Below are 26,890 nucleotides of genomic sequence, written 5' to 3' on the forward strand. Positions count from 1 at the left end.
AGGATCAAACTCTCCATTGTAAAATGAAGTGTAAGACCAAGACTATTTATAAAAATAGAATTGTCTTTATTATAATTTCTAATTCTAAAACTAAAGGCTGATTTTTTTAACTTTCGTTGTTTCTCAACACTACTCGTTACGTTACATGATCATTTTTTAAAGAACTTCTATCGCATCCGCTTCGCGCTTCTGCTTTTATGATGTCGGAAATAAATCCCTTATCTTACTTTTCTGTTGCCCTTCGTTTCCGTTGGGACTGCAAAGGTAGGAATCTTTTTCAAACCTCCAAAATAAATGTGAAATTTATTTTTAACGGCCTCTCTTTCATTCCTGCGTTTAAATAACTTTAAACCCTTCTTTTTTCATGGCCTCGTCCTCAGATCCGACCGTCCCTCCCTTGCGGAGTGGTGCAAAGATAGGACAATAATCCTATCAGTTCCTAATCTTTCATGACTTATTTATTTAAAATAAACTTAACGTACTGTAACATTGAACGATAAAATCATAAGAACACAGCTCCCACCCCCGGGGAACGTCCTAAATAAGAACCGGCACCTGTAGTATATTAGATATCTATATACGGAAGCACGAAAAACAGGCATCCTCCCCTATCCCTTCGCCCCTATGATAACAAAGAAGGCAGGGTAATTCCAGGCTTTCCATATAACACTCCTATTTTAACCGAGGGTTGACAGAGAGAAAATAGGGGTTTACCTCTATGAACCCTCTACAAACCCTCTATTATAGCCCTAGAAAATCTCTATAAAAATAGAATATGTATCGGTTCTATTAGCTATTAAACTCGGATATAAATACACAAAGAGTTAAAGGGTGATTTGTCCAAAATAAATTAAAGAGACGCTACTATTTGTTCTGGTAATATGTACCCCTCATCCAATTCGACCAATTTCAAATTCCTAAACTCAATCTTCGCACCTTCTGACTCTAAACATAAATACCCTTTACGTTGTGTTGATCCTCGTACACCATTCACAAATTTTCCATTAACAGACAACTTTATAGTCCCATCGACGCATACCACCGTATATCTATTCCATTCCCCAACACCTAGACACCTGTTTTCGATAGATTTACTCCTTACCCCTCTGGGATTATCAGGTACCGTCTCGGCCTTACCGGCGCCAAAAAGTTCACCATGAACATAAGCAACTGGAGGTACTATACCATTTTTCTGATTCTGATTTACCCAATCGAGCTCCAACATCTGAACCTCAACCCCACTTGGCAATCTACTAGACGCTTCAGGAACCGCATCACACCAGACAAAAATCCCCGAGTTTCCTCCTGCCTCTAAATGCCGCCACTCCACATCTAGAATAAAGTTCTGATACATTTTTTCCGATCGAATTACCCCAATAGGCAACCCAGCGCATACTAATACCTCTTTATCCGTGTGCCAGGTAGCAGCTGTAGTATTAACATCTACCCATTTAAGCGTCTCATTACTGGCGTTTCCAGTGATGAGATTTCGCCAACTTTGCTTTTCTCCAAACTCAAAAAGGACTTCCTGTGAAAAACAAGGCGTAAACAACATAAAACTTAATAAACATAAACCAACCAAGCATCTGTAGCGACAAATGCTATACAAATGGTTTAATCCACTTTTGGAAGAAATATCGTCTCCAATAAAAATATACCGAATCATTTTACTATAACAGGTTAAGGATGAGTTTCTAAATTAAGAAATAGAAAGCAAATCTAAAAACTGCTAATCCCTGTGATGTCCTGTCCTGTGATCAATAAGTGTATATCATGTGTGCCTTCATAAGTAATGACCGATTCTAAATTCATCATGTGCCGCATAATTGGATAATCTCCAACAATTCCCATCGCACCTAAAACCTGTCGCGACTCACGTGCTATTCGCAATGCCATATCCACATTATTACGTTTCGCCATAGATATTTGCTGCGATGTAGCACGATTCTCATTCTTTAGTACCCCAAGTCTCCATGATAAGAGCTGTGCCTTCGTGATCTCAGTAATCATTTCGGCTAATTTTTTTTGCTGTAACTGATAACTAGCAATCGGATTTCCAAATTGTGTTCTTTCGGAGGCATAATTTAAGGCCACCTGATAACAATCAATGGCAGCTCCGATTACTCCCCACGAAATACCATAGCGGGCAGAATTCAAACATGACAATGGTCCTCGCATCGAAGACACCCCGGGTAGTAATCTTTCTTTTGAGACATACACCTCATCAAAAACCAGCTCTCCCGTTCGCGAAGCTCGCAGTGACCATTTGTTCTTTATTTCCGGTGTTGAAAAACCTATATCATCCCGCTCTATAATCACTCCCTTTACCTTCCCGTCCTCATCTCTAGCCCACACTATAGCAATATCACAGATGGGGGCGTTCGTGATCCATGTTTTAGTCCCCGACAACAGATAGCCTTCTCCCTCTTTTCTTAATCGAGTTTCCATACTCGATGGGTCTGACCCATGATTTGGTTCGGTCAGTCCAAATGCCCCAACCCAATCGCCGGTAGCCAACATAGGCAGGTATTTTTCCTTTTGCTCCTCAGACCCGAATGTATATATCGGATACATCACGAGAGAAGATTGTACCGAAGCGGCCGAACGAATAGCAGAATCCCCCGCTTCCAACTCTTGCATAATCAAGCCATATGCCAGATAATCCAATCCAGCCCCTCCATATTTACTCGGAATGAATGGTCCCAAAGCCCCTATACTTCCCAATTTTTTCATTAAATTGGGGATCTCTTCATGTTGTTGTGCTTTTGTATCAATTTCGGGCAAAATCTCTGTACGCACGAAATCGCGCACGGCTTGACGAATCAATAAATATTCTTGTCCTAAAAGTTCGTCTAAATTAAAATAGTCTACAGTGCTGTTCATATCTAATTGGGCTTTCTATAAAAATATTAAAAATTCAACACAAATACATATACAATAAATATTATTCTCTATATTTATGAAAATTTCGAATAATATAAACCATATTATGACAATTAAAGAATTAAAAACACTAGGAATAGAAATCAAAAACCTAGGCACATCAACAGGCACCAAATGGTTTGCGAAAGGGGAATCTATAGCTTCATTTTCACCAACCAACGGTCAACTTATTGCAAATGTTCAATCAACAACCCGTAAAGAATACGACAAGGTTATCGGCGAAGCTGAAAAAGCAAAACTAATCTGGAGGGATATTCCAGCTCCCAAACGTGGAGAGATAGTGCGCCAATTGGGAGAAAAATTAAGAGAGTTAAAACCCGTATTGGGCAAATTGGTTTCTTATGAAATGGGCAAATCCTATCAGGAAGGTTTAGGAGAAGTTCAAGAAATGATAGATATCTGTGATTTTGCGGTAGGTCTTTCCCGTCAACTCTATGGAAACACAATACATTCTGAAAGACCGGGACACCGTATGTACGATCAATACCACCCCTTGGGTATCGTCGGTATTATCACCGCTTTTAATTTCCCTGTTGCAGTCTGGTCATGGAATACTGCCCTTGCTCTGGTATGTGGAGACGTAGTCATTTGGAAACCTTCCGAAAAAACTCCACTATGCGCAGTTGCATGTCAAAAAATAATTGCTGAAATTTTAAAAAGTAACAAATTGCCAGAAGGTATTTCATCGGTGGTAACAGGTGATGCCGAAGTTGGAAAATGGATCTCGGAAGATAATCGCATCCCGTTAGTTTCCGCTACAGGATCTACTAGGATGGGTAAACAGGTCGCTACTAGCGTTGCTCAACGACTTGGTAAAACATTACTGGAACTGGGGGGTAACAATGCTATTATTGTCACGCCCAGCGCCGATTTAAAAATGACTATTATAGGTGCTGTATTTGGCGCGGTGGGTACCGCAGGCCAACGTTGCACAAGTACAAGAAGATTGATCGTACATGACAGTATCTACGACAAAGTCAAGAAAGCGTTAACAGACGCCTATAAGCAGGTGAAAATTGGAGATCCACTGGACACAAAGCACCACATGGGACCTTTAATCGATACCGATGCAGTTAACATCTATTTAAATGCGCTGGAAAAAATAAAAGATCAAGGTGGTAAAATATTAGTTCAGGGGAAAGTATTGACTGGCAAAGGTTATGAAAGCGGATGCTATGTAACCCCAGTTATCGCTGAAGTAGAAAATCACTATCAGATTGTCCAGGATGAAACTTTTGCTCCAATATTATATCTTATTAAATATAGTGGTGAAGTAGACAATGCCATAGTATTACAAAACGATGTAAAGCAAGGATTATCATCCGCTATTATGACCTCAAGCTTACGGGAATCAGAATTATTCTTGAGTCAGAATGGTTCAGATTGCGGCATAGCCAACGTCAATATAGGTACATCTGGTGCTGAAATCGGTGGAGCATTTGGCGGTGAAAAAGAAACAGGTGGAGGCCGTGAATCGGGTTCTGACGCGTGGAAAGTATATATGCGCCGGCAAACGAATACCATAAACTATACCACCAGTCTACCATTGGCACAAGGGATAAAATTTGATCTTTAAAAACTGAAAATTATGAGAGAAGTACATCAAAGATTGGCGAAGCATATTTTGGCTGACGGCTTTCCTGTCGTTATAGATCTGGAAAAATCACACGGTTCATACATAGCCGATGTGGACGGCAACGAGTACCTGGACATGTTCAGCATGTTTGCCTCTTCCCCTATTGGTTACAATCACCCTTATATTCTTAAGCATGTAGACCAACTGGCAGATGCAGCCATCAATAAACTGGCGTTATCTGATATTTATCCTACAGTATATGCTGATTTTCTGGATACTTTCGAACGCGTTGCTATCCCTAAAGAATTGGATTATTGTTTCTTTATAGATGGTGGGGCTTTGGCTGTCGAAAATGCGCTAAAAGCAGGGTTTGATTGGAAGACAAGAATCAATCTATCAAAAGGGATTGATCATGAAGCCAGTCAAGTAATTCATTTCAAACAGGCGTTTCATGGACGTACAGGATATACCCTTTCGTTGACCAACACGAAAGATCCAAAAAAATACATGTATTTTCCTAAATTTAACTGGCCTCGTATCACTAATCCCAAATTAAAATTCCCAATCGATGAAATAAATCTTGCCGAAACGATAGAATTGGAAAAGCAGGCTGTTGCCGAGATCAATGCAGCCATAGCACGACATCCTGAAGATATCGCTTGTCTTATTATCGAAACTATACAGGCCGAAGGCGGAGATAATCATTTTCGAAAAGAGTTTTTTCAAAAATTGAGAGCTATATGTGACCAACATGATATCATACTGATACTGGATGAAGTGCAGACAGGTATTGCTATGACAGGTAAAATGTGGGGGTATCAACATTATGGCATTATACCAGATGTGATTGCATTCGGGAAGAAAACTCAAGTTTGCGGAATATTAGCTAACCGAGAGAAATTTGATCGTGTAGAAAAAAATGTATTCAAAGAATCTAGTCGTATCAACTCTACATTTGGCGGCAATCTTGTTGACATGGTACGATTTAAACTTATTTTAGAAGTTATAGAACAAGAGAACCTGGTCGTTAAAGCGGAAGAAAAAGGAAGATACATTTCCCAACAAATTATTCAGTTGGTCAAGGATTTCCCTAATTTATCTAATGCCCGAGGAAAAGGATTACTTGCTGCCTTTGATTTCGAGAACGAAAAGCTACGCGATGAATTTATTCAAAAAACAATGGATAACAAGCTATTAATATTGGGATGCGGCGAAAAAAGCGTACGCTTTAGACCTCATCTTACGGTGACGATCGAAGACATCGATAAAGCTTTTACAATAATTCGCAATTGCTTAACCTAACTAGCTCTTGAAAAATATCTCTACAGCTTACAAGAGATCCTATCATTAATAAAGGCTGCCCGTAAGGGCAGCCTTTATTAATTTAGTAAACTAGCTTTCTAAATAAACTCGCCGTGATTAAGTAAAATAATTCAATTTGACCTTTTAATTACTTTGTTCAAAAAATAAATATATAAACTTGCGCAAAACACATGATTGTTTAAACATACACACATGCTTTTACGTAAAGAAACATATATTTTAGTAGCGATCATTTTCATATGCATACTTAATTCTTGTAATCGAAATTTTCAATTTTCAGTACTTGAAGTAAAACCCTTGGATCGAAATATCAACCAAAAGGCAATTGTTCGACTGAAACAAATTGCACCTAGAGACAGTTTCAGCTTCCTAGTCATATCGGACACACAGGTAGCTTATAATGAACTAGAGGAATTTGTATCCCATGCCAATAAGAACTATACGGAAGACAGCATCGTATTTATTCTACATGGCGGTGATTTCACAGACTATGGTGCAAATTTTGAATACAACCTATACTACGATGATGCAAAAGATCTTAAGTTTCCAGTCATTGGTGCTATAGGTAATCATGACATGCTGAGCAATGGCCGTGAAATTTTTCGTAAACTCTTTGGTCAAGAAAATTTTTCATTTACCTATGGGGACAATAAATTCATCGTTTTCAACACCAACGGTAGAGAAGTCGGATTTAACAGTCTACTTCCCGACCTTACTTGGTTAAAACAGGAGGTAGAAAACACAAGTGAAAACAATATTTTCTATTTAGCCCATGTCTCTCCCATGTCCTACGACTTCGACCCCACTTTAAGAGCTGAATATGTGGAAACCTTGGCTTCCAACAAAAAAACGAGATTATCTATCCACGGACACACCCACTCTTACGAGTATGACACTCCTTATAATGATGGTGTTCCGTACGTCGTGGCCCCTACTTTACAAAAAAGACAATATGTAAAAGTATCTGTAATGGGTAAAAACATCAAAATACAACAACGATTCTATTAATGCGGTTAATATTAATTTTACTATTGACAAGTTTACAACTAAACCTGTGGGCTTCGTCATCAGATTCTACAAAAAACTTATTGTCCAAACTCGTGCCGAACGACATTGTCCTGCAGTTTGCGGGAAATATTGGTATGTTTTCGACAGGCGTACGTTATCAATCTCCAAAACAACATTGGAAGGGTACTATTTTATACGGATTTGTACCCGTTAGGTACGCCGATGATCCTATTCACTCTGTAACCATTAAAGGCCAATATAGCACATTGCATAAAGACTACACCCCTCATCTACAAGTAGAATGGTTGAATGTTGGTCTTTGGTACAATTACGCATTCGGACGAAAGTACTTTTCTAAATTACCTCATTATTACGATAGTGGATATTACTATTTCCCTACAGCGATCAACATCGGATTAATAATAGGAAGTGAAGTAAAATACAAAAATTGGGGAATATATTATGAATTAGGCACTACCGACAAAAGAGTAATAAACTATGCCAAAAGTGCTAAAGCAATCTCCTTTAGGGAAATATGGAATATAGGAATCGGGATTGTCTATCGCCTAAAACATTAGGTAAGCTTTAAAAAATCAATTTTGAGATGTATATTTATCATCAAAAGGCAATTGAAATATTCATGCAACACAGGCGTACAAACACATATGACAGCGAAGAAGCATGAACACTATTCGCTACAAAACGCGTATAGCATACTTTGGATATTAGATTTCGATAAACCGACCGCAAGGAGCTTGTCGAAGACAATCGGAACAAGTTAATAGCTTTTTAAAAATAACAAACCGATCCGTCAACTGGCGATCATGAAATAATTTTTCACTTATGAAATCACCTTTAATCAACGTACAGCAACTGAGAAATTTAAGTCACAGTCATAACATCATCCTTCTTGATGCCACAATCGATAAAGTTAATGAGAAGATCGACAACAACAATATATCGTTAATTCCAAATTCAATATTCTTTGATATTGAAGGAGTTTTTTCGGATCACTCTACCGGATTACCACACACTATGGTGGATCCGATTACCTTTACTGCACATGTACAAAATTTGGGGATAAATCAAGATAGCATTGTCATTATCTATGACCGCTGGGGTGTGTATTCCAGTCCACGCGCATGGTGGATGTTTCGCTATATGGGACATGAACAAACATATGTGCTTGACGGCGGAGTAAAGGCATGGCAGATTGCAGACCTTCCGGTAAGTAACAGACACCATATCCCAACCGAACGGGGTAACTTTCAGTCTGTCGTTCAGGCTGATTGGTTTAAAAACACGAAAGACATATTACAACACCTAAAATCAAAGACATCTACTATCATAGATGCGAGAGGAGCAGGCCGATTTAGCGGAACCGTTGCTGAACCCCGTCCCGGTGTCCGGTCCGGACATATTCCGACTTCAAGCAACCTCCCATTTGATCAAGTACTGGAAGGGCCCTTCCTGAAAGACAAGGCCCTATTGGAACCCCTATTCGCCCCGCATTTACGCGAAGCCCACTCGAATATATTCACCTGTGGGTCAGGGATTACAGCTTCTATCCTAGCATTAGCCGCATATCAAACAGGCGTAAAGAACATCGCTGTTTACGATGGTTCTTGGGCAGAATGGGGTGCAGATCATGCTTTACCAATGGAGTAAAGTCTTGTTTAAAACAAGACTTTACTCCATTGTTTTTGAAAGGCTTTCTCATCCATCCAGTCATAAACAGAACTTTTCAATAGTTCTTTAATCTCCTCTTTAGATTTCGGCTGTATCTTTTTGCTTTTAGTGAGTTGGCTCGACACGGGTTGATTATTTAATTCTACTTGAGTAGCAAACATATTAATATTCCACCCCGGAACGGATAAGCCCAATATTGTACCTGGTAATCCCTGTATAAGCTCAGGGCCGCAAGACATCGCAATCTGATTCGTAAAAAAAGCCACCACATATATAGAGTCCTGAATCAAGCCATTAGCCCTTCGGCACTCGTACCCAACAATATTTCGATATTCATCGGTATATTTCCACTTGACATTTGGTATAGTATCTTCCAATAAAATCTCATCCCCTCCAAATTGAATTACCCTTGAAAACATATTCGTTTTTTGATTTTTATAGGTTTTTGAATCATTGAACACTGGAAGATAATTTAAAGCACTACGATAATTAGAAGGATAGTCTTCTTTGATAGTCTCAAATAGTGTTTCTCCATCATAAAATTTAAGACTATGCTTAGTCCCTATTTCCACGGGTCCATTTTTCACCACCTCATCTACAAACATCTTATCCCAAGTATCGAGATCTGCCTTATTCAAGTAATTACGTTTTAAATAATTTTGTACATGAAACTTACGTTCATATGTGATCGTCCCACTATTTGGAAAAAAAGCATATTGTGCTTGTATTTCAATAAATACGATATTCAGAAATATAAATAATAACATTGCTTTAACCATCTTAATTACCTCCTTTCATAGTTGTAAAATTGTAAATCAGTTTAAACATCCCATAACGCTTCAATACATCATTGCTTGTCTGTACAAAGGAATACCCATTCTGATAACGACTTATACCATTGTTTTTATTTAAAATATCATTTACAAAAACCTGCGCTTCCAGCGATTTGTCCTTTAAGAATTTTTTAGAAATATATCCAGTCATATTAAAGGTACTAAAAGCTTTAAGGGTCTCGGTTGCTCCTTGATACGATTGATCCATGTTCACAGAAATTTTAAAATCTTTAGGAAAATAATAAGTAAGGTTTGAATTGGAGGACAACGTAAAAGTCGTACTATTCAACTCGGACTGTAACGATGAGTTAAGTACCTGCACTCCTGGTCGAAAATCTACAGAAAAATCCATCTTATTGGCTCTGTACCGACTAACTCCCAAAGAAGGCCCAAAACTAAAGCGCTCCGTATTATTCAATTCGGGCTCTTCCTGGCCTGTAGACAAATAATTATAAGTACTATTAAAGTTTGCCGATAGACCGGTATTTATATTAACACCTATTTTACGGAATAGAGGCATACGATAGCCTCCTCCCATATGTGCTGACCAATTTTGCTTATCAATATTAACAAACGAAATATCCCTTTTTCCAGTCTCTGAGTAATAACGAACCCTACTATTGATACTATTGATACTTTGATTGGCACCTCCATAAAGGTATAAACTACGGTCTTTCAACGGTCGATAAGAATTAAAATCCAGAGAATAGGAATTACTGAACCCTGCAGACAGATCAGGATTATCCAGATAATTAACCAATTGATTCGCATTTTGCTTTAAGGGCTCAATCTGTGTCAAGTCAGGCTGTACTGTACGCCCGTAGTATCTAAAACTGATATTTTTACTCTTTGACAGCTTATAACCCAAATAGAACATGGGGTTAACAGATGTCTGTGATCGCTGCAACTGTGTATTTAGATTGTTATAGGTCCGACTCACATCTTCAAAATCTAATCTGTTACTGACGTTGATAGTCCAAAGGTCATTTTTAAAGTTTAACCCTGTATTAGCTGTATTTTTTGAACTGTTGACCCGAAAATCATTCAAGACCTGCAAATCTAACAGGGTGTAGTCCCCTGTTGCTGGATCCTTATCAAAAGATTGGTTTAAGTTGGTAGCGTTATTTTTTTGAAACGAGTATCCCAACGTAGCCGTAAGGTTCTTACTCAATGGCTCTGTATAATTTAGCGAAGTGGTAAATACCTTGCTCCCTACCTCATCGCGTTTAAATTGATCGATTTCAGTCTTTGTCCCTGTGGAATAATAGTTTGCTAGCGAATAATAATTGGTTTTTCCATCCGTCTGGTTCGACCGAATATTTGCGTTCAATGTCATTGATCGTTTGTCCTTTTTAAACTTTCTAGTTAATAGAAAATCGAGATTTAGGTTTTCATTACTATTGACTGCGTTACTTAGATTCTCCGTTTCGTTGATTAAATGCCCCTCTAGACTTCGACGATCCGTTTCCTTATCTTCGTTATTCTCCTGATTCTTCCGGCTATATCCTAAGCGAACTGTTCCTGAAGACAAAGAATCTATATTAAAATCATATCGCATATTAATATTATGTGACTTATCCTGGTTGTCTGTTCTTGTAGAAGCATTATCCAAGGTGGGATTCTCAGGATAGCTTTCTTGCGCTTGATAGGTGCTATTATTCCGAACATCCATTTGATTCCGTTTGTAACTTACATTCAGCTTATGCTTATCGTTCTTTGATTTATCAGAAAAACTAAATCCCATATTCAGTGCTTTGGGCACGCCTGCTCCCCGATAATTACCGCTCCAGGAGTCTGTACCGTCAAAACCTCCATCAGACGTTATCATAATTCCTCCTCCGTCCATTACGGTTACATTCGTATTCCCTCCTACCCCATATTTTTGGCCATCCTCAAACCCTAACCCTACCAATCCGTCATTTGCTACAATTCCGTATGCTGCTATTTTTTGAGTTCCTTTAAATCGATTTGCCATTACCTTTCCAGCATAGTATTTATCGGTCCCTACTCCTCCTGAGGCCTGGCCGAACATTCCCTTCTTTTTGTCTTCTTTCAACTTAATATCAATTGTCTGTGTTCGTTCACCATCGTCAATTCCCGTTCTTACCGCGAGATCCGATTTTTTTTCATAGACCTGTACTTTACTCACCATGTCGGAGCGTATATTTTTTGTTATCAGAGTAGGATCATCGCCAAAAAATTCTTCTCCATCCAATAATACTTTTTTCACTTCTTTGCCTTGTGCTGTAATCCTACCGCTGGCATCCATGGTTATCCCAGGAAGCACCTTCAACAAATCCTCTACTTTAGCATCCTTTTCCACCTTAAAACTGGCAGCATCATATTCTATTGTATCTCCCTTTATCACCACAGGCATCCTGCCCATTACCTGAACTTCTTCAATCAATAATGCAACTTTAGAAAGCTTAATAATTCCCAACTCCTTTCCTTCAGCATCTAATACCAGATCCTGAGCAAAATCCGCGTATTGGGGATAGGACACAAGTAATTTATAACTTCCGGTGTCTAAATTGGTAAGTGAAAAACCACCATTTTCTTTCGACCACGTAAACCGGACGAGAATGGAGTCCTTGGCATTCAAAAGCGCGATAGACGCTTTCTCTAGCTTACCATTATCAGAGCCATCAACCACCTGTCCAGAAACTTTGGTTTGTGCAGAAGCCGAAAAAAAACTCATAAAAAGGAGGCATACAAAAAGTAGCAATAGTAGGTTTGGATTCATAGCAAATAGTTTATAATATAAGTATTATATCAATCACTTAAGTCAAAACTAAATATTTAGTTACTAAAAAATCGTAAAAATATGTTAAATATAGTTATTCAAATGTTAAATATTAATGTTAACATTTTTCTAATAATTAAACATATCGGTGGCGCAAAAAAAAGACCGATCCATTTTGGATCAGTCTTCTCTTAATCTTTTGTGATTAGTTATTCAGTCCCAGGAAACGGAACATAACCATTATCTTCGGGTACTTTAGGAAACTCTCTAGCAATCCATCTTTGTTTAGCTTCCTCGTTGATAGCTTTGTCGGTAGCTACAAAATTCCAAGAGATAAATCGTTCCTCAGGAAAAGGTTCTCCTCCAAAAATGTATACCGTAGTATTAGCTTTCATCGTGAACGAGCATAAATGAGCATCTTTCGTAATCAAAATCTGCTTCGATCCATAATCGAACCCATTACTTTCAATATCTCCCTCCAAAATATACAAACCACTCTCTCCATATAACTCACCTCGAATATCGATAAAAGCATCTTTATTACCGGTCTTAATCTCAATCATATATAGCTTGCTATATACTGGTACTGGAGATTGCTTACCGAAGGCTTGTCCAGCGATCAATTTATAAGACACTCCATCTTGTACCCAAGACGGTATATCCTGAGCTTCGGTATGATGGAATTCGGGATCCATGAATTCCAGTTGTTTAGGCAATGCCACCCAAATCTGTAAGCCATGCATAAATTTATCTTGATGACGAAGATATTCTGGTGTACGCTCGGAGTGTGTCACTCCTTTTCCTGCTGTCATCCAATTTACCGCACCTGGCTTTATCTCCATCGCTGTACCTAAGCTATCGCGATGAAAGATAGCACCATCAAAAAGATAAGTAAGTGTCGACAGACCAATATGTGGGTGGGGACCTACATCTAGATTTTCATGATCCGCAAGGCAAACTGGCCCCATGTGATCGATAAATACAAATGGCCCTATCGACCTCTTTTGTCTGAAGGGCAATAACCTACCTACAAAAAAATTCCCTATGTTAGCAGCTGTTTCTTCTCTAATAAAATCAATATTTGACATGGTGTATCTCCTTCTTTTTTCAACTAAAGTTACACAATATATGTGAGTTGTAGAGGTAGAAAAAAACGAAAAAAAACGTTCTTCTACAGCAGCCATAAGGCAAACAGGCATCAAAATAGACACCTGTTTACTGTATAAGATCTTCTTTCTTTAAAACTGTTGCAAAAACTTAAAGATTAAATCAGCCCCCAGTTTTGTCGTACGTTGATCAATATCATACAAAGGATTTAACTCAGCTACATCCAAACTAACTAAATTTGGTAAATTGATAATCGATTGAAAGACCCGTCGAAAGGTCACATCGGGAATAATACCATTAAAAGCCAATGCGCTCACACCAGGAGCATAGGGAGCTGCGAAAGCATCTAAATCTATTGTGAGATAAATCTGATCGACTTGCGCTGCAAAATCGTGAACCGCAGCAATCACCGCATCCACATTGGCCGCGCAGATGTCTTCTGCCTTTATGATCTTAGTTCCTTTTTCTTTTGCATAGGATAATAATGCTTGCGTATTACTGATATCCTGAATACCTAAAGCCAAATAATTAAAAGTCCTACCAGAATTGGTCAGGTCCTCTGCTATCTGATAAAACCCCGTACCTGAATTTCCGGCACCGTCTTTCAACGGGCGAATATCCAAATGTGCATCAATATTAACAATACCGATACTTCGGTCATCAGTATCCAAACCTTTAAAATGTGCATAGGTGATTTCATGCCCTCCACCCAGTAATAAAGGGAAGCCTCCTTGTTTTCGGATTAGAGTCACGAGTTCGGCCAATTTCGACTGGGCAGATTCTAAATCTGCACCAAGACAATGTACATCTCCGGCATCCACGAGAGCCACCATTTCGGAAAAATGCACAGGAAGTCCAGATAGCACCTTTCGGAATTGTTCAGGCCCCGCTTTAGCACCTATCCTTCCTTGGTTGCGTCGTACCCCCTCATCACAACAAAAACCTAAAAGTACAACTGTACCTTTAAGATCATGAACCTCATGAAGGTCTACACAACGTATCACTTGATGCCATCGACGCATCCTTTCATCAGTGCCATCTACACGTCCCGTCCACTGTGCTATATCTCCAGATCGATATCCTGAGTCCATATCTTAATTATTCAAAAAGTCTGTCCAACAATGTAGCATCCACTAATTCTGCTTTCGTAACCTTCAGAGTAGCACTACGCATTAACTCCGTATCTATCGCCTGCATCGCTTCTTTATTTCTAGCCCAAGCTCTACGTGCTATCCCGTTATTGACATCAAAAAACAACATATTGCGCAACTTCTCTTCTGCCGCCGCAGATCCATCTAGCAGCATACCGAAACCGCCATTAATCACCTCGCCCCAACCTACGCCCCCACCATTGTGTATAGATACCCAGGTAGCACCTCTAAAACTATCCCCTATGACATTGTGTATAGCCATATCGGCCGTAAATTTACTTCCGTCATAAATATTGCTGGTCTCTCTATACGGCGAGTCGGTACCGCTGACGTCATGATGATCCCTTCCCAATACCACAGGCGCAGAAAGGTCTCCTGATTCTACCGCATCATTAAACGCTTTGGCAATCATTATCCGTCCAAGGGCATCAGCATAAAGAATTCGTGCTTGAGAACCTACCACCAGACGATTTTGCTCAGCATCCTTAATCCATTTGATGTTATCTGCAAGTTGTTGTTTTATTTCTTCAGGAGCTTCTTGCTGAAGTCCTTCCATAACCCGCAGCGCGATATGGTCGGTCGTTCTTAGGTCTTCTTCCTTACCAGAGGTACAGACCCAGCGGAATGGTCCGAAACCGTAATCAAAACACATCGGCCCTAAAATATCCTGTACATAAGAAGAGTATTTAAAGTTCATGCCATCCGTAGCCAGAATATCGGCGCCAGCTCTTGATGCTTCCAATAAAAAGGCATTACCATAGTCGAAGAAGTAAGTTCCACGTGCAGCATGCTTATTTATAGCCTCGGCCTGTCTGACCAAAGATTGCTGTACTGCACTTTTGAACTTTTCTGGTTCCTGTGCGATCATCCTATTTGCCTCCTCAAAACTATACCCCACAGGATAATAACCACCTGACCAAGGATTGTGTAGCGAAGTCTGATCTGAGCCTACCGTAACAAATACTTCCTCTTCATAAAAAGTCTCCCATACTTCTACTACGTTGCCAATATAAGCCAATGATACGACTTCTTCTCCTTGAATGGCCTGTTGCACACGTTTTACCAACGTATCTATATCTTCATGCAATTCATCGACCCAACCTTGCTCATGACGTTTGCGCGCCGCCACAGGATTTACCTCTGCACAGACCGTAACACAGCCAGCAATATTTCCTGCTTTGGGTTGTGCCCCACTCATTCCTCCTAATCCCGAAGTCAGGAATACTTTGCCCTTTGAGGTATCCCCAGATTTTAAATGCTTACGAAATGCATTCATCACCGTAATCGTGGTACCATGCACTATACCTTGGGGGCCTATATACATATATGAGCCAGCAGTCATCTGTCCATATTGAGTTACGCCCAAGGCATTGAATCGCTCCCAATCATCTGGTTTAGAGTAATTAGGTATCATCATACCATTGGTAACGACAACCCGTGGCGCCGATGTTGACGAAGGGAATAAGCCCATCGGATGCCCAGAATACATATGCAAAGTCTGCTCGTCCGTCATCTTGGCTAGGTACTCCATAGTCAATAAGTACTGCGCCCAGTTTTGAAATACAGCTCCATTTCCACCATAGGTAATTAATTCATGCGGATGCTGAGCCACTGCAGGATCCAAATTATTCTGGATCATCAACATAATCGCAGCAGCCTGGCGACTTTGAGCCGGATAGCTATCAATAGGCCGTGCATACATCGGATATGCAGGACGAAACCGGTACATATAAATACGGCCATAAGTACGAAGTTCTTTCAGAAAATCAGCAGCAAGCTCCTCATGCCATACCGTTGGAAAATAACGTAAAGCATTTGCTATCGCCAACCGCTCCTCTGCCTTGGTCAATATTGTTTTGCGCACCGGCGCATGACTTACCGTAGGGTCCAGAGCAACTCTAGCAGGTAATTGATCCGGTATGCCCTGTATTATGTCGTTTTTAAAATTCTGCATATTTATTTTATATTAGACCTCACTTCAACGCCATTCTTCCAAACAGCGGCAGGCTGTAATGCCCCCTGTAGATAGGTTATGTTCTGATAATTGTCGGTATCGTAAATCACAAAATCCGCTAGTTGTCCCGTCATTAATCTACCACGATCAGAGAGACGAAGCGCGTGCGCTGCCCTAAATGTAATTGCTGCCAAAACCTCTGCGTTAGATAATTTCTCCATGGTCGCCAAAATAGTAGCCGACGCCATAAGCTGTCCCATAGGGGCCGAACCAGGATTCCAATCCGTAGCAATGGCAAGTGATGCTCCAGCGTCCAACAAACGTCGGGCAGGTGTAAATGCACAACCTATCCCCAAAGATGCAGCAGGTAATGCCACAGCAACAACATCAGAGTCGGCAAGCAGCTGAATTTCCGTATCCGTTGACGCTTCTAAATGGTCGGCAGACACGGCCTCAAATGCAACCGCAACTGCTGATCCCGAGGTACTAAATTGATCTGCGTGTACCGTAATCATAAATCCCATCTCGCGGGCAGTCTCAAAATAGTTCTCAATATCTTCCGCTGAAAAAGCAGTTTGCTCTATAAATGCGTCTATACGTTCAGTCAATTTCTCTTCACATAAAACCGGAAATAACGTACTAGACATTAATTCCAGATACTCCTTGCCAGTTCCTTCAAAATCCTTTGGCTTCATATGTGCAGCCAGGCAGGTCGAAACTAAGTCCGTTGCAACTTCTGCATTAGCTTGTTTAATAGCTCGTAAAGTCTTCAACTCCTCATCCCGATTAAGACCATAACCACTTTTAACTTCAACCGTGGTTATACCTTGTCCCAAAAGACTTTCAGCCCGGTCCTTGGTCATCTCTTTCAATTCTTCCTGTGTCGCTTCGCGTGTATGTTTGACGGTACTCCAAATACCGCCTCCAGCTTGCGCAATTTCTAAATACGAACTTCCTGCATTACGCATCGCAAAATCATTTGCCCTATTACCTCCAAAGGCAATATGCGTATGACAATCTATAAATGCAGGCAAACATACCTTATCTTCAGTCACCAACTGGAGCTTCACGGACTCTCCTACCTGACCACGGAGAGTCTCAAAATCACCCACTGCTTTGACCTTACCGTCTTCAATCCATATTCCTCCTTGTTCAATAACCTCCAACTGACTATCTTTCAAAGCTCCTTTCAGCGGTAAATCTCGCATAGTAAGCAACTGTCGAAACGGTCCTATCAATAGTTCATTCATCGTTTAGTAGTTTTCAAAATATTCAACACCTGTTCCCAAATACGAATTATCTCCTGTCGATTTAGCTAGCTCAATCAATTCGCCTGATTTCACAATTGCTAAAGCTTTATCCAGAATATCCTGCATCGGCTGATCTTCTTCTAAATGTGGTATCTGCTTTCTCACATGTTTATGCAATGCCTCTATTACAGCTGTCGACTGCAATGGGTTGTGAAAATCTTTCGCCTGCGCTGCACAAAGCAATTCCACGCTTAAGATCTTGTCGACATTGTCAATCACTTGCAAAAGTTTTCTTCCCGATATAGACCCCATACTCACGTGATCTTCTTGCCCCATAGAAGTCGGGATGCTATCTGCAGATGCAGGAAAACAAAGCCCTTTATTTTCACTGGCAATAGCAGCTGTAGTATATTGCAAAATCATAAATCCAGAATTCAAGCCTGTCGATTTCATTAACAACTTCGGGACTCCATTTGTTTCTCCTTCTAATGAGAGGTATACACGACGGTCTGAAATATTCCCCAATTCACTGACCGCTAATGTCGCATAATCCAATGGCAGAGCTATTGGCTGTCCATGAAAAGATCCTCCGCTAATAGTCAATTCATTATTAATAATAATTGGGTTATCTGTCACAGAGTTAATCTCCGTCTCTATGATTTCTTTGAAATGCAACCATGCATTACGAGAAGCCCCGTGCACCTGTGGTATACAGCGCATAGAGTATGGATCCTGTACCCTAGAGCAGTTTTTATGGGACTCCAATATAGCTGAACCAGATAATAGATTATACACTGTCGAAGCGACAAATACATTACCTTTATAAGGTCTCAACTGATGCAATTCGGTAAAGAAAGGTTTAATCGATCCATTTAATCCTTCGATCATCAATGTCGCTATCAAGTCCGCATTATTCATCAATCGATTCATCTCTACCACAGCCTTCACACCGTGTGCCGCCATAAACTGAGTTCCGTTGATTAACGCCAACCCTTCTTTCGCTCCTAGTGCTACGGGTTCCATTTCCAATTCGCTCAATACATCTGCCGTATTACGTACTTCACCTTTATAAAACACCTTTCCAAGACCTATCAATGGCAAAAACAAATGTGATAATGGCGCCAGATCACCAGAAGCGCCTACGGATCCCTGTTTCGGAACGACAGGCACGACATCCTGTTGTATATGCCAAATGATGCGTTCTACAGTACTTAATTGTACTCCCGAAAATCCTTTTGCTAGTGCATGGACCTTCAGTATCATCATCAATTTGGACAATTCTTTATCTATAGGTTCCCCTACGCCAACAGCATGACTCATCAAGATGTTTTCTTGTAGCTTACGTGTATCGTTAGCATCGATTAGCGTAGTACACAATGGCCCAAAACCGGTATTTATCCCGTAAACAACCTTACCGGAATCGACTATATCCTGTACGTAGCCTGCACTTCGATTGATATCTTCTATAACTGTTTGCGTCAATACGCCCTCAATACTACCTTTTGCTATCCCTATTGCTGTAGAACTTTGTAAAAAATCTACTCCGTATTTAAATGTGTTCATCTTATCCTTTGCTTTTATCCCAAATTTAACAGCTATATTTGATAACTAGTAATACTATTTTAATCAACAATTGATAACCATGAATTATCAAATAGAACTTCGACACCTTTATTACTTCAAGGTCTTGGCTGAAGAACTTCACTTTAGAAAAGCAGCGGATCGCCTCTTCATCTCCCAACCAGGGTTAAGCAGACAGATAAAACAAATGGAAGGGATTTATAAAACAGTCCTTTTCGACCGAAGCAAACGTTCGGTACACCTTACCGAAGCAGGTAAATACCTGATGCAGGAAGTTGACCTCCTATTCAGTCAATTGAATAATATCCAAACACAGATTGAAAAAATAGCTGAAGGAAAAGTAACTTCTTTAAAACTAGGCTTTATAGGCTCCGCAGTACAGACCATTCTCCCCCAATTGTTAGCGTCATTAAAGCATAAGCAACCTTTAATAGATATTACGCTCAATGAACTTAGTAATGAAATGCAATTAGAGATGCTCTCCCGCAATGAACTAGATTTCGGATTCGTTCGTATAGATACAGCTCCACCAAACATTAAATCGTTACCAATCCTTACCGAACACTTCGCCCTTGTCATCCCTAAGAATCATCCGTTAAAATCGAAACGTAATCTGGAATTGACTGATTTCAAAGACGAACCTTTTATTCTCTTTTCAAAAGCCTATAGCATTTCGTATTACGACCTGGTAATGAGTATATTCCGAGATCAAGATTTTATACCCAATGTAACATTGCGCACTGTTAATGCCTTGAGTATATTCAATTTAGTATCCCAGGGGCTAGGCGTTGCCATTGTGCCGTCTTCGCTTAAAAACGGTTACAACACCGATGTTGATTTCATTGAGTTAGAACATATACACCAACGGACAACACTGACACTGGCCTGGAATCACGAAAATCGCAACCCAGGCATACCCGCATTACTAGAGGTTATAAATCAACTTTTGTAGGATATATAAAAACTCAATACGACTAAGGCATCGAATCTTCAACATCAAGATTGTACTTAAGCAATAAAAGCTCTAACTGATTTATTGTAAACTTCGCCTTTTTCATCTTATTAAGATCAGGATCTAGAATTACGTTGGCAGAAGTTCTAAAATCTACTTTTTCTAAGTTTGTTCTTGAAAACACTGTACTAAGAAGATTGCATTCGGCAAAGACACTACCAGACAAATCGGCTTCACTAAAATCGACCTCCCGAAGCGAGCATTTAGTAAATTGCATTTTTTTCAACTTAGCTCCATAAAATATGGAATAATCCAGCTGACAGTTTTCAAAAGAAAAAGAAAACATAAATTTATTTAATGCGGAAAAGTCTATCCCCATTATTTTACTGTCTTTAAAAATAATATTGCGTAAGCCGACACCTTGCAGGTTGGCCATTGATAGGTTACAGGTTTCAAACGTGCAATCCTCAAAGTCGTTGGTTCGCAAATCACTTTTCGAAAAATCACAGCCTATAAAATGACAACGTATAAACTCACGGCTACGAAGTTCTTTTTCTGAAAAATCTACTTGTTGAAAAGTTTTATCGGTGTGTACGACGATATCAGTGTTCATTTTTTTATAAAATACCTAAAGAATATAGAATTGGTAATTCCTTTGGAAAGATAGGAAAGATTTCATTCCTTTCCTTAGAAGCGACAGATTAAACTCTTATTTTTAAATTTCATTTATGGAATTTAACTTAAAAGGGCATCCGTTGCAAAAAAGCAATTAATTAACATTTTCTATCACAAGTTTGAAAATATGAATCACTCAATAAAAGTATTTTTTTTGCTATTAGTATCTCTCTTACCTTACTTCGGTATTGCGCAGACAGTTATTACTCCCCCTTCAGCAAAATGGCACGAGATAGAGCGCCTTATTAGTGTCAAAAATTACGAACAGACACTTCCACTTCTTGCAGATATTAAAGCTGAAGCAAGACGAAGCAACAACTCAGCAGAATGGGTTCGCGCTTTTATGGCAGAGAGTCAGGCACGAAAAGTAAACAACACTGATGACAGTGCTTTTATCGAAATTCAAAAACATTTCGAACAGAATATTAATATCGCCTCTTCGATAGAAAAAGCTATATTAAACAATTTTTATGCTTTATTTCTTGCTTCAAACTCGAACCGATACCTCAGTAACAGTAAGAATCTATTTATTTCAAGCTCCAGCAAAGACAAACTAAAATACATTGATTCTGTATTTAATAATTCAACAGCACCAAAAGAATTGCTGATTAACGAACATCTGGAAAAATGGAGTGATATGTTTGTGGAAACTCAAAATCAATCCTTATCCCCTACTTTATATCATTTTTTAACGTACCATTATCTTGACTTCCTCTATACACAGGGTCAGAATCAAAATACTAAAGCCCATAAATTAAGGGAGGAACTAATTGAAATCAACAAGAAAAAAGGATATGCTAATGCTACTTCATACCTTCTTACGCGCAATCTACCTACTTTACAATACCTTACTCAGCAAAATACGATAACCACATACGAAGAAATTATTGAAAATTATAAAAGTGACTATAATGCTTATCTCTTGTTTCAGTTAGCCCATAGCTATGACAGACGAGGCAATAAAAAAGAAGCCCTAAAGTTCATCAACCAAGCGTTAGATCGATATCCAAATTCACCTTGGATCGATAATGCAAAAAATCTTCAAAAGGCCATTAAACAAGCACATATTCAAATCAATAGTAAATCATTTGCACCTTCAAACCATTATACACCAATTAAAATAAGTACTACCAACGTAGACAGTGTTTACATTCGAGTCTATAACACCACCAATGCGCTCAAATCGTATCGGACCTTCGATGTTAAATATGATTCACTGACCCACCAGACGAGCTTAGACGCCAAACTTGTATATGAGGAATTGTTGCCCTTAAAATCCTTTGCAGACTATCAGAACCATAATACGCTCTACAAATTGAACCCACTGCCATTTGGCAATTACACGGTTCTAGTATCCAACAACAAAGAATTCAAGGATGATGGTCTATATTACGAAGTCGTACATCAGAAAATTATCATTTCCGACCTTTTTATTTCGGCCAGTCAAGATAAAGCCGATGACAATAGCACCTTATTTAAAGGTCTACTACTAGACCGAATGTCGGGCAAGCCTTATATGGATAAAAAAATACAGTTGTATGAGCTGAACCGCTACAATACCCTGGATCTGGCTCAGGGAATACGCACTGATAAAAAAGGCGAATTTTTATATACTTCCAAGCAGAGAAGCGGATTTGGTGATTACCTACTCTATCTCCCACAGGAAAATCAATTGATTGACCTCAACAAGCTAAAAACCATAGGCCGTCATGTTTACAATAGACCGCAACCGGACGAAACCAATCAAATCTCTATACAGACTTTGACAGATCGTGCTATCTACAGACCGGGACAACGGGTTTACTTCAAAAGCATATTGTACAATAGCCACGCACTATTGGGCAAAGTGATGGAAAAAGAAGAGCTAAAGATTTATCTTCACGATGCCAGCTATCAGAAAATAGACTCTTTGACCCTGACCAGTAATGCGTATGGCTCGATAAATGGAAGTTTTATTTTACCGAACAAAACATTGGCAGGATCATTCAGAATCGTAGCTCTACATAAGGGCAGAGAACAAGGCTCCCATTACTTCCAGGTGGAGGAATACAAAAGACCAACGTTCAAAGTAACTTTTGACACGAACAAGGAGACTTATACGCTTCAAGACACCGCATTATTTACAGGTTCTGTTGAAATGTTATCTGGAGCGGCATTGCCGGATGCAACGGTAAAATACAGCATCACGTTTTATAGCAACAAGCTTCGTCAATATGTTACTTATATGGATTCCACCACAACCACTGATGCGTCAGGAAAATTTGCATTTAAGGTGGCGCTGATGGATTCCACCTTCAAGGGTTTGGATAACTTCTCTCTACAATACAATGCCGAGGTAACCAGTCAAAGTGGCGAAATGCAGGCTACAAGCGATCAGTACAATTTCTCTACCCGGCCGTGGCAGATTAAAATCCAGACCTCTGCTCGAATAAAGGAGAAAAAATGGAAGAACTTAACCATCAAAACTACCAATCAAAATCGTCAGCCACTTTTGTTTTCTGGCAAGGTCATTATATACCGATTAAGTCAGCCAACGACAGTCATGACCAGAGAAAGTAGCCAGATATTCGGCAACCTCGAATACCATCTATTGAGTACCGAGGAATACGAAAGATATTTCCCAGCAATATTTGATCAGAGCCTATTACAAAAAGAGCAACAAAAAGAGCTGCTCGCATCCTACGACTTCGATACACGCGATACGGGTCTTGTCCAGATAGATTCCAATCTATTTACCAAAGGACGCTATATGATCGAGGCCATCAGCATACAGCAGGGAGATACCATAAAGGCGACCAATTATGTACAACTGTACGATGCCGTCACTAAAAAAGTAAGCAATACGGAGTTCTTGACAGCCAATACCGACAAGACAAACTATAGCATTGGAGACAAAGTCACCATCACCTATCAAACCGACGAAAAAAATGCTAAATACCTCTATTTATTCAGTTCCCTTGGGGCATCAAAAAGACCAACTCAACTATTGGCTATAAAAAATGGTCAAGTTACCTACACCTTCACGCTAGAAGAGGAGCAAATATTGCCCAACATCTCTTTTACAGCCCTATTAGTAGCGAACAATAAATTGGCGATCACATCGACAGCTATACCGGTGATTCGACAAGACAAACTCTTACGGATTACCGCTAAAACATTTAGAGATAAAATCACACCGGGCCAAAAGGAAAAGTGGAGTTTCAGTATCGCGCAGAAGGACCTATCAGTATCCGAAGCTGAGGTATTGGCTACAATGTACGACAGCGCACTGGATGTATTCGCAAACAACAGCTTCCCATCGTCATTACCACTCCATACCTCTTATTTTGGTAACATCAATTATTACCACCTCCTTAACGGGTTCTATAAAGACGATTATTCAAACTCCGTATTCTATAAAGACAATAGACTACCGACCTCAGGAAATAGACTATCTCACGTTTATACCTATGGTCTATTCGACGAGTCTATGCAATCTGGGTTCGCGACTGGATCAACAAAAGGTGTTGAAGGTCGATCTGGATCTGGAGTGGCTGAAGAAGTAGTATTCCAAAGTGTTGGCACTATGTATGATGAGCTCAAGGATCCTAAACTACGGGTTGAAGTACAAAACCTGCGTATACGAGGAGCAGCCAGCCCAGGACAATCAACTCCACTATACGTTGTAGATGGAGAAATTATGGACGGCTTTGTCCTTGAAAACTTCTCAGCAGATCAGATTGAAAAATTAGAAGTTCTCAAAGATGCTGCTGCAGTAGCCCTATATGGCTCCAAAGCTGCAAATGGGGTCATTCTTGTTACCACCAAAGAAGGTAAAAAGAAACAAGATCAGCTGGATCAAGCGCAGATCCGTACCAACTTACAGGAAACTGCATTTTTCTTCCCGACGCTGTATACCGACGCAGAAGGAAATATCAACTTCGAATTTGACAGTCCCGAAACGCTCACAAAATGGAAATTGCTCTTATTTGCGCACCGCAAAGATCTTACATCCGGCGACGCCACTTTCATCAGCCAAACACAGAAACAGCTGATGGTACGTCCTAATCTACCTCGGTATTTCAGAGAGGGAGATGAAATCACATTGAAAGCACAGGTACAGAATGTAAGTAAGCAAGCATTGAAAGGCAATGCACGGATTGAAATACTTAACCCAGAAGACAACACAAACATTACCAATCTATTTTTAACAGGAAATAGTACGACGGCTTTCGAGGTCCCTACCACAAACAATAGCATTGTCGAATGGAAACTTAAAGTACCGGCACATATACCAACAATACAGATTAAAATCGTAGCCGCTACGGATTCATTTTCTGATGGTGAAATTGTAGAGTTACCGATACTCTCCAATAAGGTGCTGATTTCAGATACCGAAAAAATCATACTGAAGTCTAGAGAATCTAAAGACTACAGCTTACACAGTGCCGGAAAAGACAACCTACACGCTAAGGTACAGGTACAGAGCAATCCTATTCTAGAAATTATCACAACACTAGATTATCTGAAGAACTATCCATACGAGTCCACGGAACAGAGTGGTAGTAAGTGGTTCGGTCTGAAGATGGTACAATATATGGAGAAGAACTATCCAGAGATTGCCACTTACTTCAAAACACTAGACAAAGATCAAAACAAAAGCAAGCTAGAAGAAAACAGCAGTCTAAGTGAGTTGAAACAAGAGGAAATGCCATGGTTACAAGCCATTAAAAGTGAAAAAGAAAAATTAGCCGCTATCGCTGCTCTTTTCAATAGCGACATCCACGGAGAAATCAAGGCGGTAGAAAAAAAGATACTCCAGAACCAAATTGACGAAGGAGGGTTCAGCTGGCTTCAAGGAGGAAAAGTAGATAACCGTATCTCTATACGCATGCTTGAAATCGTGGGCAAAGTGCTCCACCTCGACCATAGTTTAGTGGATTCGGACATGCTAGATGCAATGGAAGGTCTCACTCAATACCTAGACCAAGACAGTAGTATCTTTAGTCCGAAAGCATCTGTAGAACTCGCTCTGAGTTACCTGTATGCCCGCCATTACTGGACAAGTTATTTCAAACCTCAGGGCAACAGCATCCAACAGCTCACCAATAAGTTGATAAAAGCTCCGGAGGTGACGGCCAAAGGATCGGCAGGTTTAGCGGCCAAAGCATGGATAGTCAACCAATTGTATGGTAACGCTAAACAATCAAATGAATTAAAGAACAGAATCAGCCAAGAGGTCGTCCATGATAAAGACAGAGGAATGTACTGGCCGAGCAACGACCGTGCTTATGATGCTGTAAGTATGCAGTCGTACCTTGTTGAAGCCTACAAGCTAAACGACCCTTCTCAGCTTCAGGCCATAACCCAATGGTTATACTATAAAAAACAAATAAACCATTGGAACAGTACCTGGATGACCGTAGATGCCATCTATGCACTCCTACTCGCGAATAATCCCGATGACTTTAGTTTGGACAATAAGGTAAACGTACTTGTTGACCGCCAACAGGCCCACACTAAAGATATCATATTGGGTCAAGTTTCCCTAGATTTCGATCGGTCTGCACTGCAAAAAGACAAGCAGCTTACTATTCAAAACAACAACAATAGAACTATATACGGCGGGATCTATCATCAGTATTTTGTTCCGCTTTCCGAAGTGAAGCGTAATACCAATGCACTATCCATTCAAAAACAATATCTTGTTGAGCGTAATGGCAAATGGATCGAGACACATGAAGCCAAACTGGGCGAACGCATTAAAGTCAAAATCGTTATTGTCAACGATGCCGCATTACAATACGTACATATGAAAGACAGCCGCCCGTCTGGAGTAGAACCAATCTACCAACCTTCAGGCTACCGTTGGTGGCAAGGGTATTACTTTAGTATGAAAGATGCTTCGACCAACTATTTCTTTGATAATCTCCGTAAAGGAAAGCAGGAGTTCGAATATGAAATTAAAGCTAATAATGTTGGTGTATTTAATTCAGGAGTAAGTAGCATCGAGTGTATGTACGATCCTACCGTAAATGCAAGATCAGAAAACATACGATTGGTTATTATTCCTTAAATGAGAGAACATTAAAAAAAGGGGAGCAACCATCTGGTTGCTCCCCTTTT

Annotated in this window: 17 protein-coding genes; 7 read left to right on the plus strand and 10 right to left on the minus strand. The window is 39.8% G+C overall.

Annotated features, from left to right (window positions below):
• Nucleotides 1-850: 850 nt before the first annotated feature.
• The gene (locus B5X76_RS15165; RefSeq protein WP_079644345.1) at nt 851-1,555 is read right to left on the minus strand and encodes a 3-keto-disaccharide hydrolase; all 705 of its coding nucleotides are present in this window, start codon (nt 1,553-1,555) and stop codon (nt 851-853) included.
• 164 nt (nt 1,556-1,719) lie between these two features.
• Nucleotides 1,720-2,883, minus strand: a complete 1,164-nt coding sequence (locus B5X76_RS15170; protein WP_079644346.1) for an acyl-CoA dehydrogenase family protein — start codon at nt 2,881-2,883, stop codon at nt 1,720-1,722.
• Nucleotides 2,884-2,989: 106 nt separating this feature from the next.
• Between B5X76_RS15170 and amaB the strand changes: the two genes are divergently transcribed.
• The 5 genes from amaB (at nt 2,990) to B5X76_RS15195 (ending at nt 8,518) form a co-directional block, all read left to right on the plus strand.
• Nucleotides 2,990-4,519 (plus strand): L-piperidine-6-carboxylate dehydrogenase, encoded by a 1,530-nt coding sequence (gene amaB / locus B5X76_RS15175; protein ID WP_079644347.1) that lies wholly within the window; start codon nt 2,990-2,992, stop codon nt 4,517-4,519.
• A 12-nt stretch (nt 4,520-4,531) separates the two neighbouring features.
• Entirely contained in the window at nt 4,532-5,821 is a 1,290-nt protein-coding gene (gene lat, locus B5X76_RS15180; RefSeq protein WP_176141098.1) for an L-lysine 6-transaminase, read from the plus strand.
• A gap of 213 nt (nt 5,822-6,034) precedes the next feature.
• A complete protein-coding gene (locus tag B5X76_RS15185) occupies nt 6,035-6,850 on the plus strand; it encodes a metallophosphoesterase family protein (RefSeq protein ID WP_079644350.1) in 816 nt (271 codons plus the stop codon).
• Nucleotides 6,850-7,428: a hypothetical protein gene (locus B5X76_RS15190; RefSeq protein ID WP_079644352.1), complete on the plus strand. Its 579-nt coding sequence runs from the start codon at nt 6,850-6,852 to the stop codon at nt 7,426-7,428. The genes B5X76_RS15185 and B5X76_RS15190 overlap by 1 nt, the downstream gene beginning before the upstream one ends.
• Nucleotides 7,429-7,693: 265 nt before the next feature.
• On the plus strand, nt 7,694-8,518 hold the full coding sequence (locus B5X76_RS15195) for a sulfurtransferase (protein ID WP_079644354.1): 825 nt from the start codon (nt 7,694-7,696) through the stop codon (nt 8,516-8,518).
• A gap of 8 nt (nt 8,519-8,526) precedes the next feature.
• Here the strand turns inward: B5X76_RS15195 and B5X76_RS15200 are convergent, their stop codons facing one another.
• From B5X76_RS15200 to hutH, 7 genes are all read right to left on the minus strand, one after another.
• A complete protein-coding gene (locus tag B5X76_RS15200; RefSeq protein WP_245801064.1) occupies nt 8,527-9,306 on the minus strand; it encodes a GLPGLI family protein in 780 nt (259 codons plus the stop codon).
• A gap of 13 nt (nt 9,307-9,319) precedes the next feature.
• Nucleotides 9,320-12,115: a TonB-dependent receptor gene (locus B5X76_RS15205; protein WP_079644357.1), complete on the minus strand. Its 2,796-nt coding sequence runs from the start codon at nt 12,113-12,115 to the stop codon at nt 9,320-9,322.
• A gap of 209 nt (nt 12,116-12,324) precedes the next feature.
• Nucleotides 12,325-13,203 carry a pirin family protein gene (locus B5X76_RS15210; RefSeq protein ID WP_079644554.1) on the minus strand — a complete coding sequence of 293 codons (879 nt, stop codon included), beginning with the start codon at nt 13,201-13,203 and terminating at the stop codon, nt 12,325-12,327.
• Nucleotides 13,204-13,353: 150 nt separating this feature from the next.
• Entirely contained in the window at nt 13,354-14,313 is a 960-nt protein-coding gene (gene hutG / locus B5X76_RS15215) for a formimidoylglutamase (RefSeq protein WP_139375340.1), read from the minus strand.
• Nucleotides 14,314-14,320: 7 nt separating this feature from the next.
• Nucleotides 14,321-16,327: a urocanate hydratase gene (locus B5X76_RS15220; protein ID WP_079644359.1), complete on the minus strand. Its 2,007-nt coding sequence runs from the start codon at nt 16,325-16,327 to the stop codon at nt 14,321-14,323.
• A 2-nt stretch (nt 16,328-16,329) separates the two neighbouring features.
• Nucleotides 16,330-17,577 carry an imidazolonepropionase gene (hutI, locus tag B5X76_RS15225; RefSeq protein ID WP_079644361.1) on the minus strand — a complete coding sequence of 416 codons (1,248 nt, stop codon included), beginning with the start codon at nt 17,575-17,577 and terminating at the stop codon, nt 16,330-16,332.
• Nucleotides 17,578-17,580: 3 nt separating this feature from the next.
• Complete coding sequence (gene hutH, locus B5X76_RS15230; protein ID WP_079644363.1) at nt 17,581-19,140, minus strand: histidine ammonia-lyase; 1,560 nt, start codon at nt 19,138-19,140, stop codon at nt 17,581-17,583.
• A gap of 79 nt (nt 19,141-19,219) precedes the next feature.
• Between hutH and B5X76_RS15235 the strand changes: the two genes are divergently transcribed.
• Nucleotides 19,220-20,110: a LysR family transcriptional regulator gene (locus tag B5X76_RS15235; protein WP_079644365.1), complete on the plus strand. Its 891-nt coding sequence runs from the start codon at nt 19,220-19,222 to the stop codon at nt 20,108-20,110.
• Nucleotides 20,111-20,132: 22 nt separating this feature from the next.
• On the opposite strand, the gene B5X76_RS15240 is transcribed toward B5X76_RS15235, so the two are convergent.
• Complete coding sequence (locus B5X76_RS15240) at nt 20,133-20,723, minus strand: pentapeptide repeat-containing protein (protein ID WP_079644367.1); 591 nt, start codon at nt 20,721-20,723, stop codon at nt 20,133-20,135.
• Nucleotides 20,724-20,939: 216 nt separating this feature from the next.
• Here B5X76_RS15240 and B5X76_RS15245 point away from each other — a divergent pair, with 216 nt between their 5' ends.
• On the plus strand, nt 20,940-26,840 hold the full coding sequence (locus B5X76_RS15245; RefSeq protein ID WP_176141099.1) for an alpha-2-macroglobulin family protein: 5,901 nt from the start codon (nt 20,940-20,942) through the stop codon (nt 26,838-26,840).
• Nucleotides 26,841-26,890 lie beyond the last annotated feature (50 nt).

This window comes from Sphingobacterium nematocida (assembly GCF_900168125.1).
In the GTDB taxonomy this organism is placed as follows: Bacteria; Bacteroidota; Bacteroidia; order Sphingobacteriales; family Sphingobacteriaceae; genus Sphingobacterium; species Sphingobacterium nematocida.

Excerpts from the sequence above, each read along its gene's own strand:
- B5X76_RS15165 (WP_079644345.1), bottom strand. The coding sequence starts at position 1,555 with ATGTTGTTTACGCCTTGTTTTTCACAGGAAGTCCTTTTTGAGTTTGGA.
- B5X76_RS15170 (WP_079644346.1), bottom strand. The coding sequence starts at position 2,883 with ATGAACAGCACTGTAGACTATTTTAATTTAGACGAACTTTTAGGACAA.
- amaB (WP_079644347.1), top strand. The coding sequence starts at position 2,990 with ATGACAATTAAAGAATTAAAAACACTAGGAATAGAAATCAAAAACCTA.
- lat (WP_176141098.1), top strand. The coding sequence starts at position 4,532 with ATGAGAGAAGTACATCAAAGATTGGCGAAGCATATTTTGGCTGACGGC.
- B5X76_RS15185 (WP_079644350.1), top strand. The coding sequence starts at position 6,035 with ATGCTTTTACGTAAAGAAACATATATTTTAGTAGCGATCATTTTCATA.
- B5X76_RS15190 (WP_079644352.1), top strand. The coding sequence starts at position 6,850 with ATGCGGTTAATATTAATTTTACTATTGACAAGTTTACAACTAAACCTG.
- B5X76_RS15195 (WP_079644354.1), top strand. The coding sequence starts at position 7,694 with ATGAAATCACCTTTAATCAACGTACAGCAACTGAGAAATTTAAGTCAC.
- B5X76_RS15200 (WP_245801064.1), bottom strand. The coding sequence starts at position 9,306 with ATGTTATTATTTATATTTCTGAATATCGTATTTATTGAAATACAAGCA.
- B5X76_RS15205 (WP_079644357.1), bottom strand. The coding sequence starts at position 12,115 with ATGAATCCAAACCTACTATTGCTACTTTTTGTATGCCTCCTTTTTATG.
- B5X76_RS15210 (WP_079644554.1), bottom strand. The coding sequence starts at position 13,203 with ATGTCAAATATTGATTTTATTAGAGAAGAAACAGCTGCTAACATAGGG.
- hutG (WP_139375340.1), bottom strand. The coding sequence starts at position 14,313 with ATGGACTCAGGATATCGATCTGGAGATATAGCACAGTGGACGGGACGT.
- B5X76_RS15220 (WP_079644359.1), bottom strand. The coding sequence starts at position 16,327 with ATGCAGAATTTTAAAAACGACATAATACAGGGCATACCGGATCAATTA.
- hutI (WP_079644361.1), bottom strand. The coding sequence starts at position 17,577 with ATGAATGAACTATTGATAGGACCGTTTCGACAGTTGCTTACTATGCGA.
- hutH (WP_079644363.1), bottom strand. The coding sequence starts at position 19,140 with ATGAACACATTTAAATACGGAGTAGATTTTTTACAAAGTTCTACAGCA.
- B5X76_RS15235 (WP_079644365.1), top strand. The coding sequence starts at position 19,220 with ATGAATTATCAAATAGAACTTCGACACCTTTATTACTTCAAGGTCTTG.
- B5X76_RS15240 (WP_079644367.1), bottom strand. The coding sequence starts at position 20,723 with ATGAACACTGATATCGTCGTACACACCGATAAAACTTTTCAACAAGTA.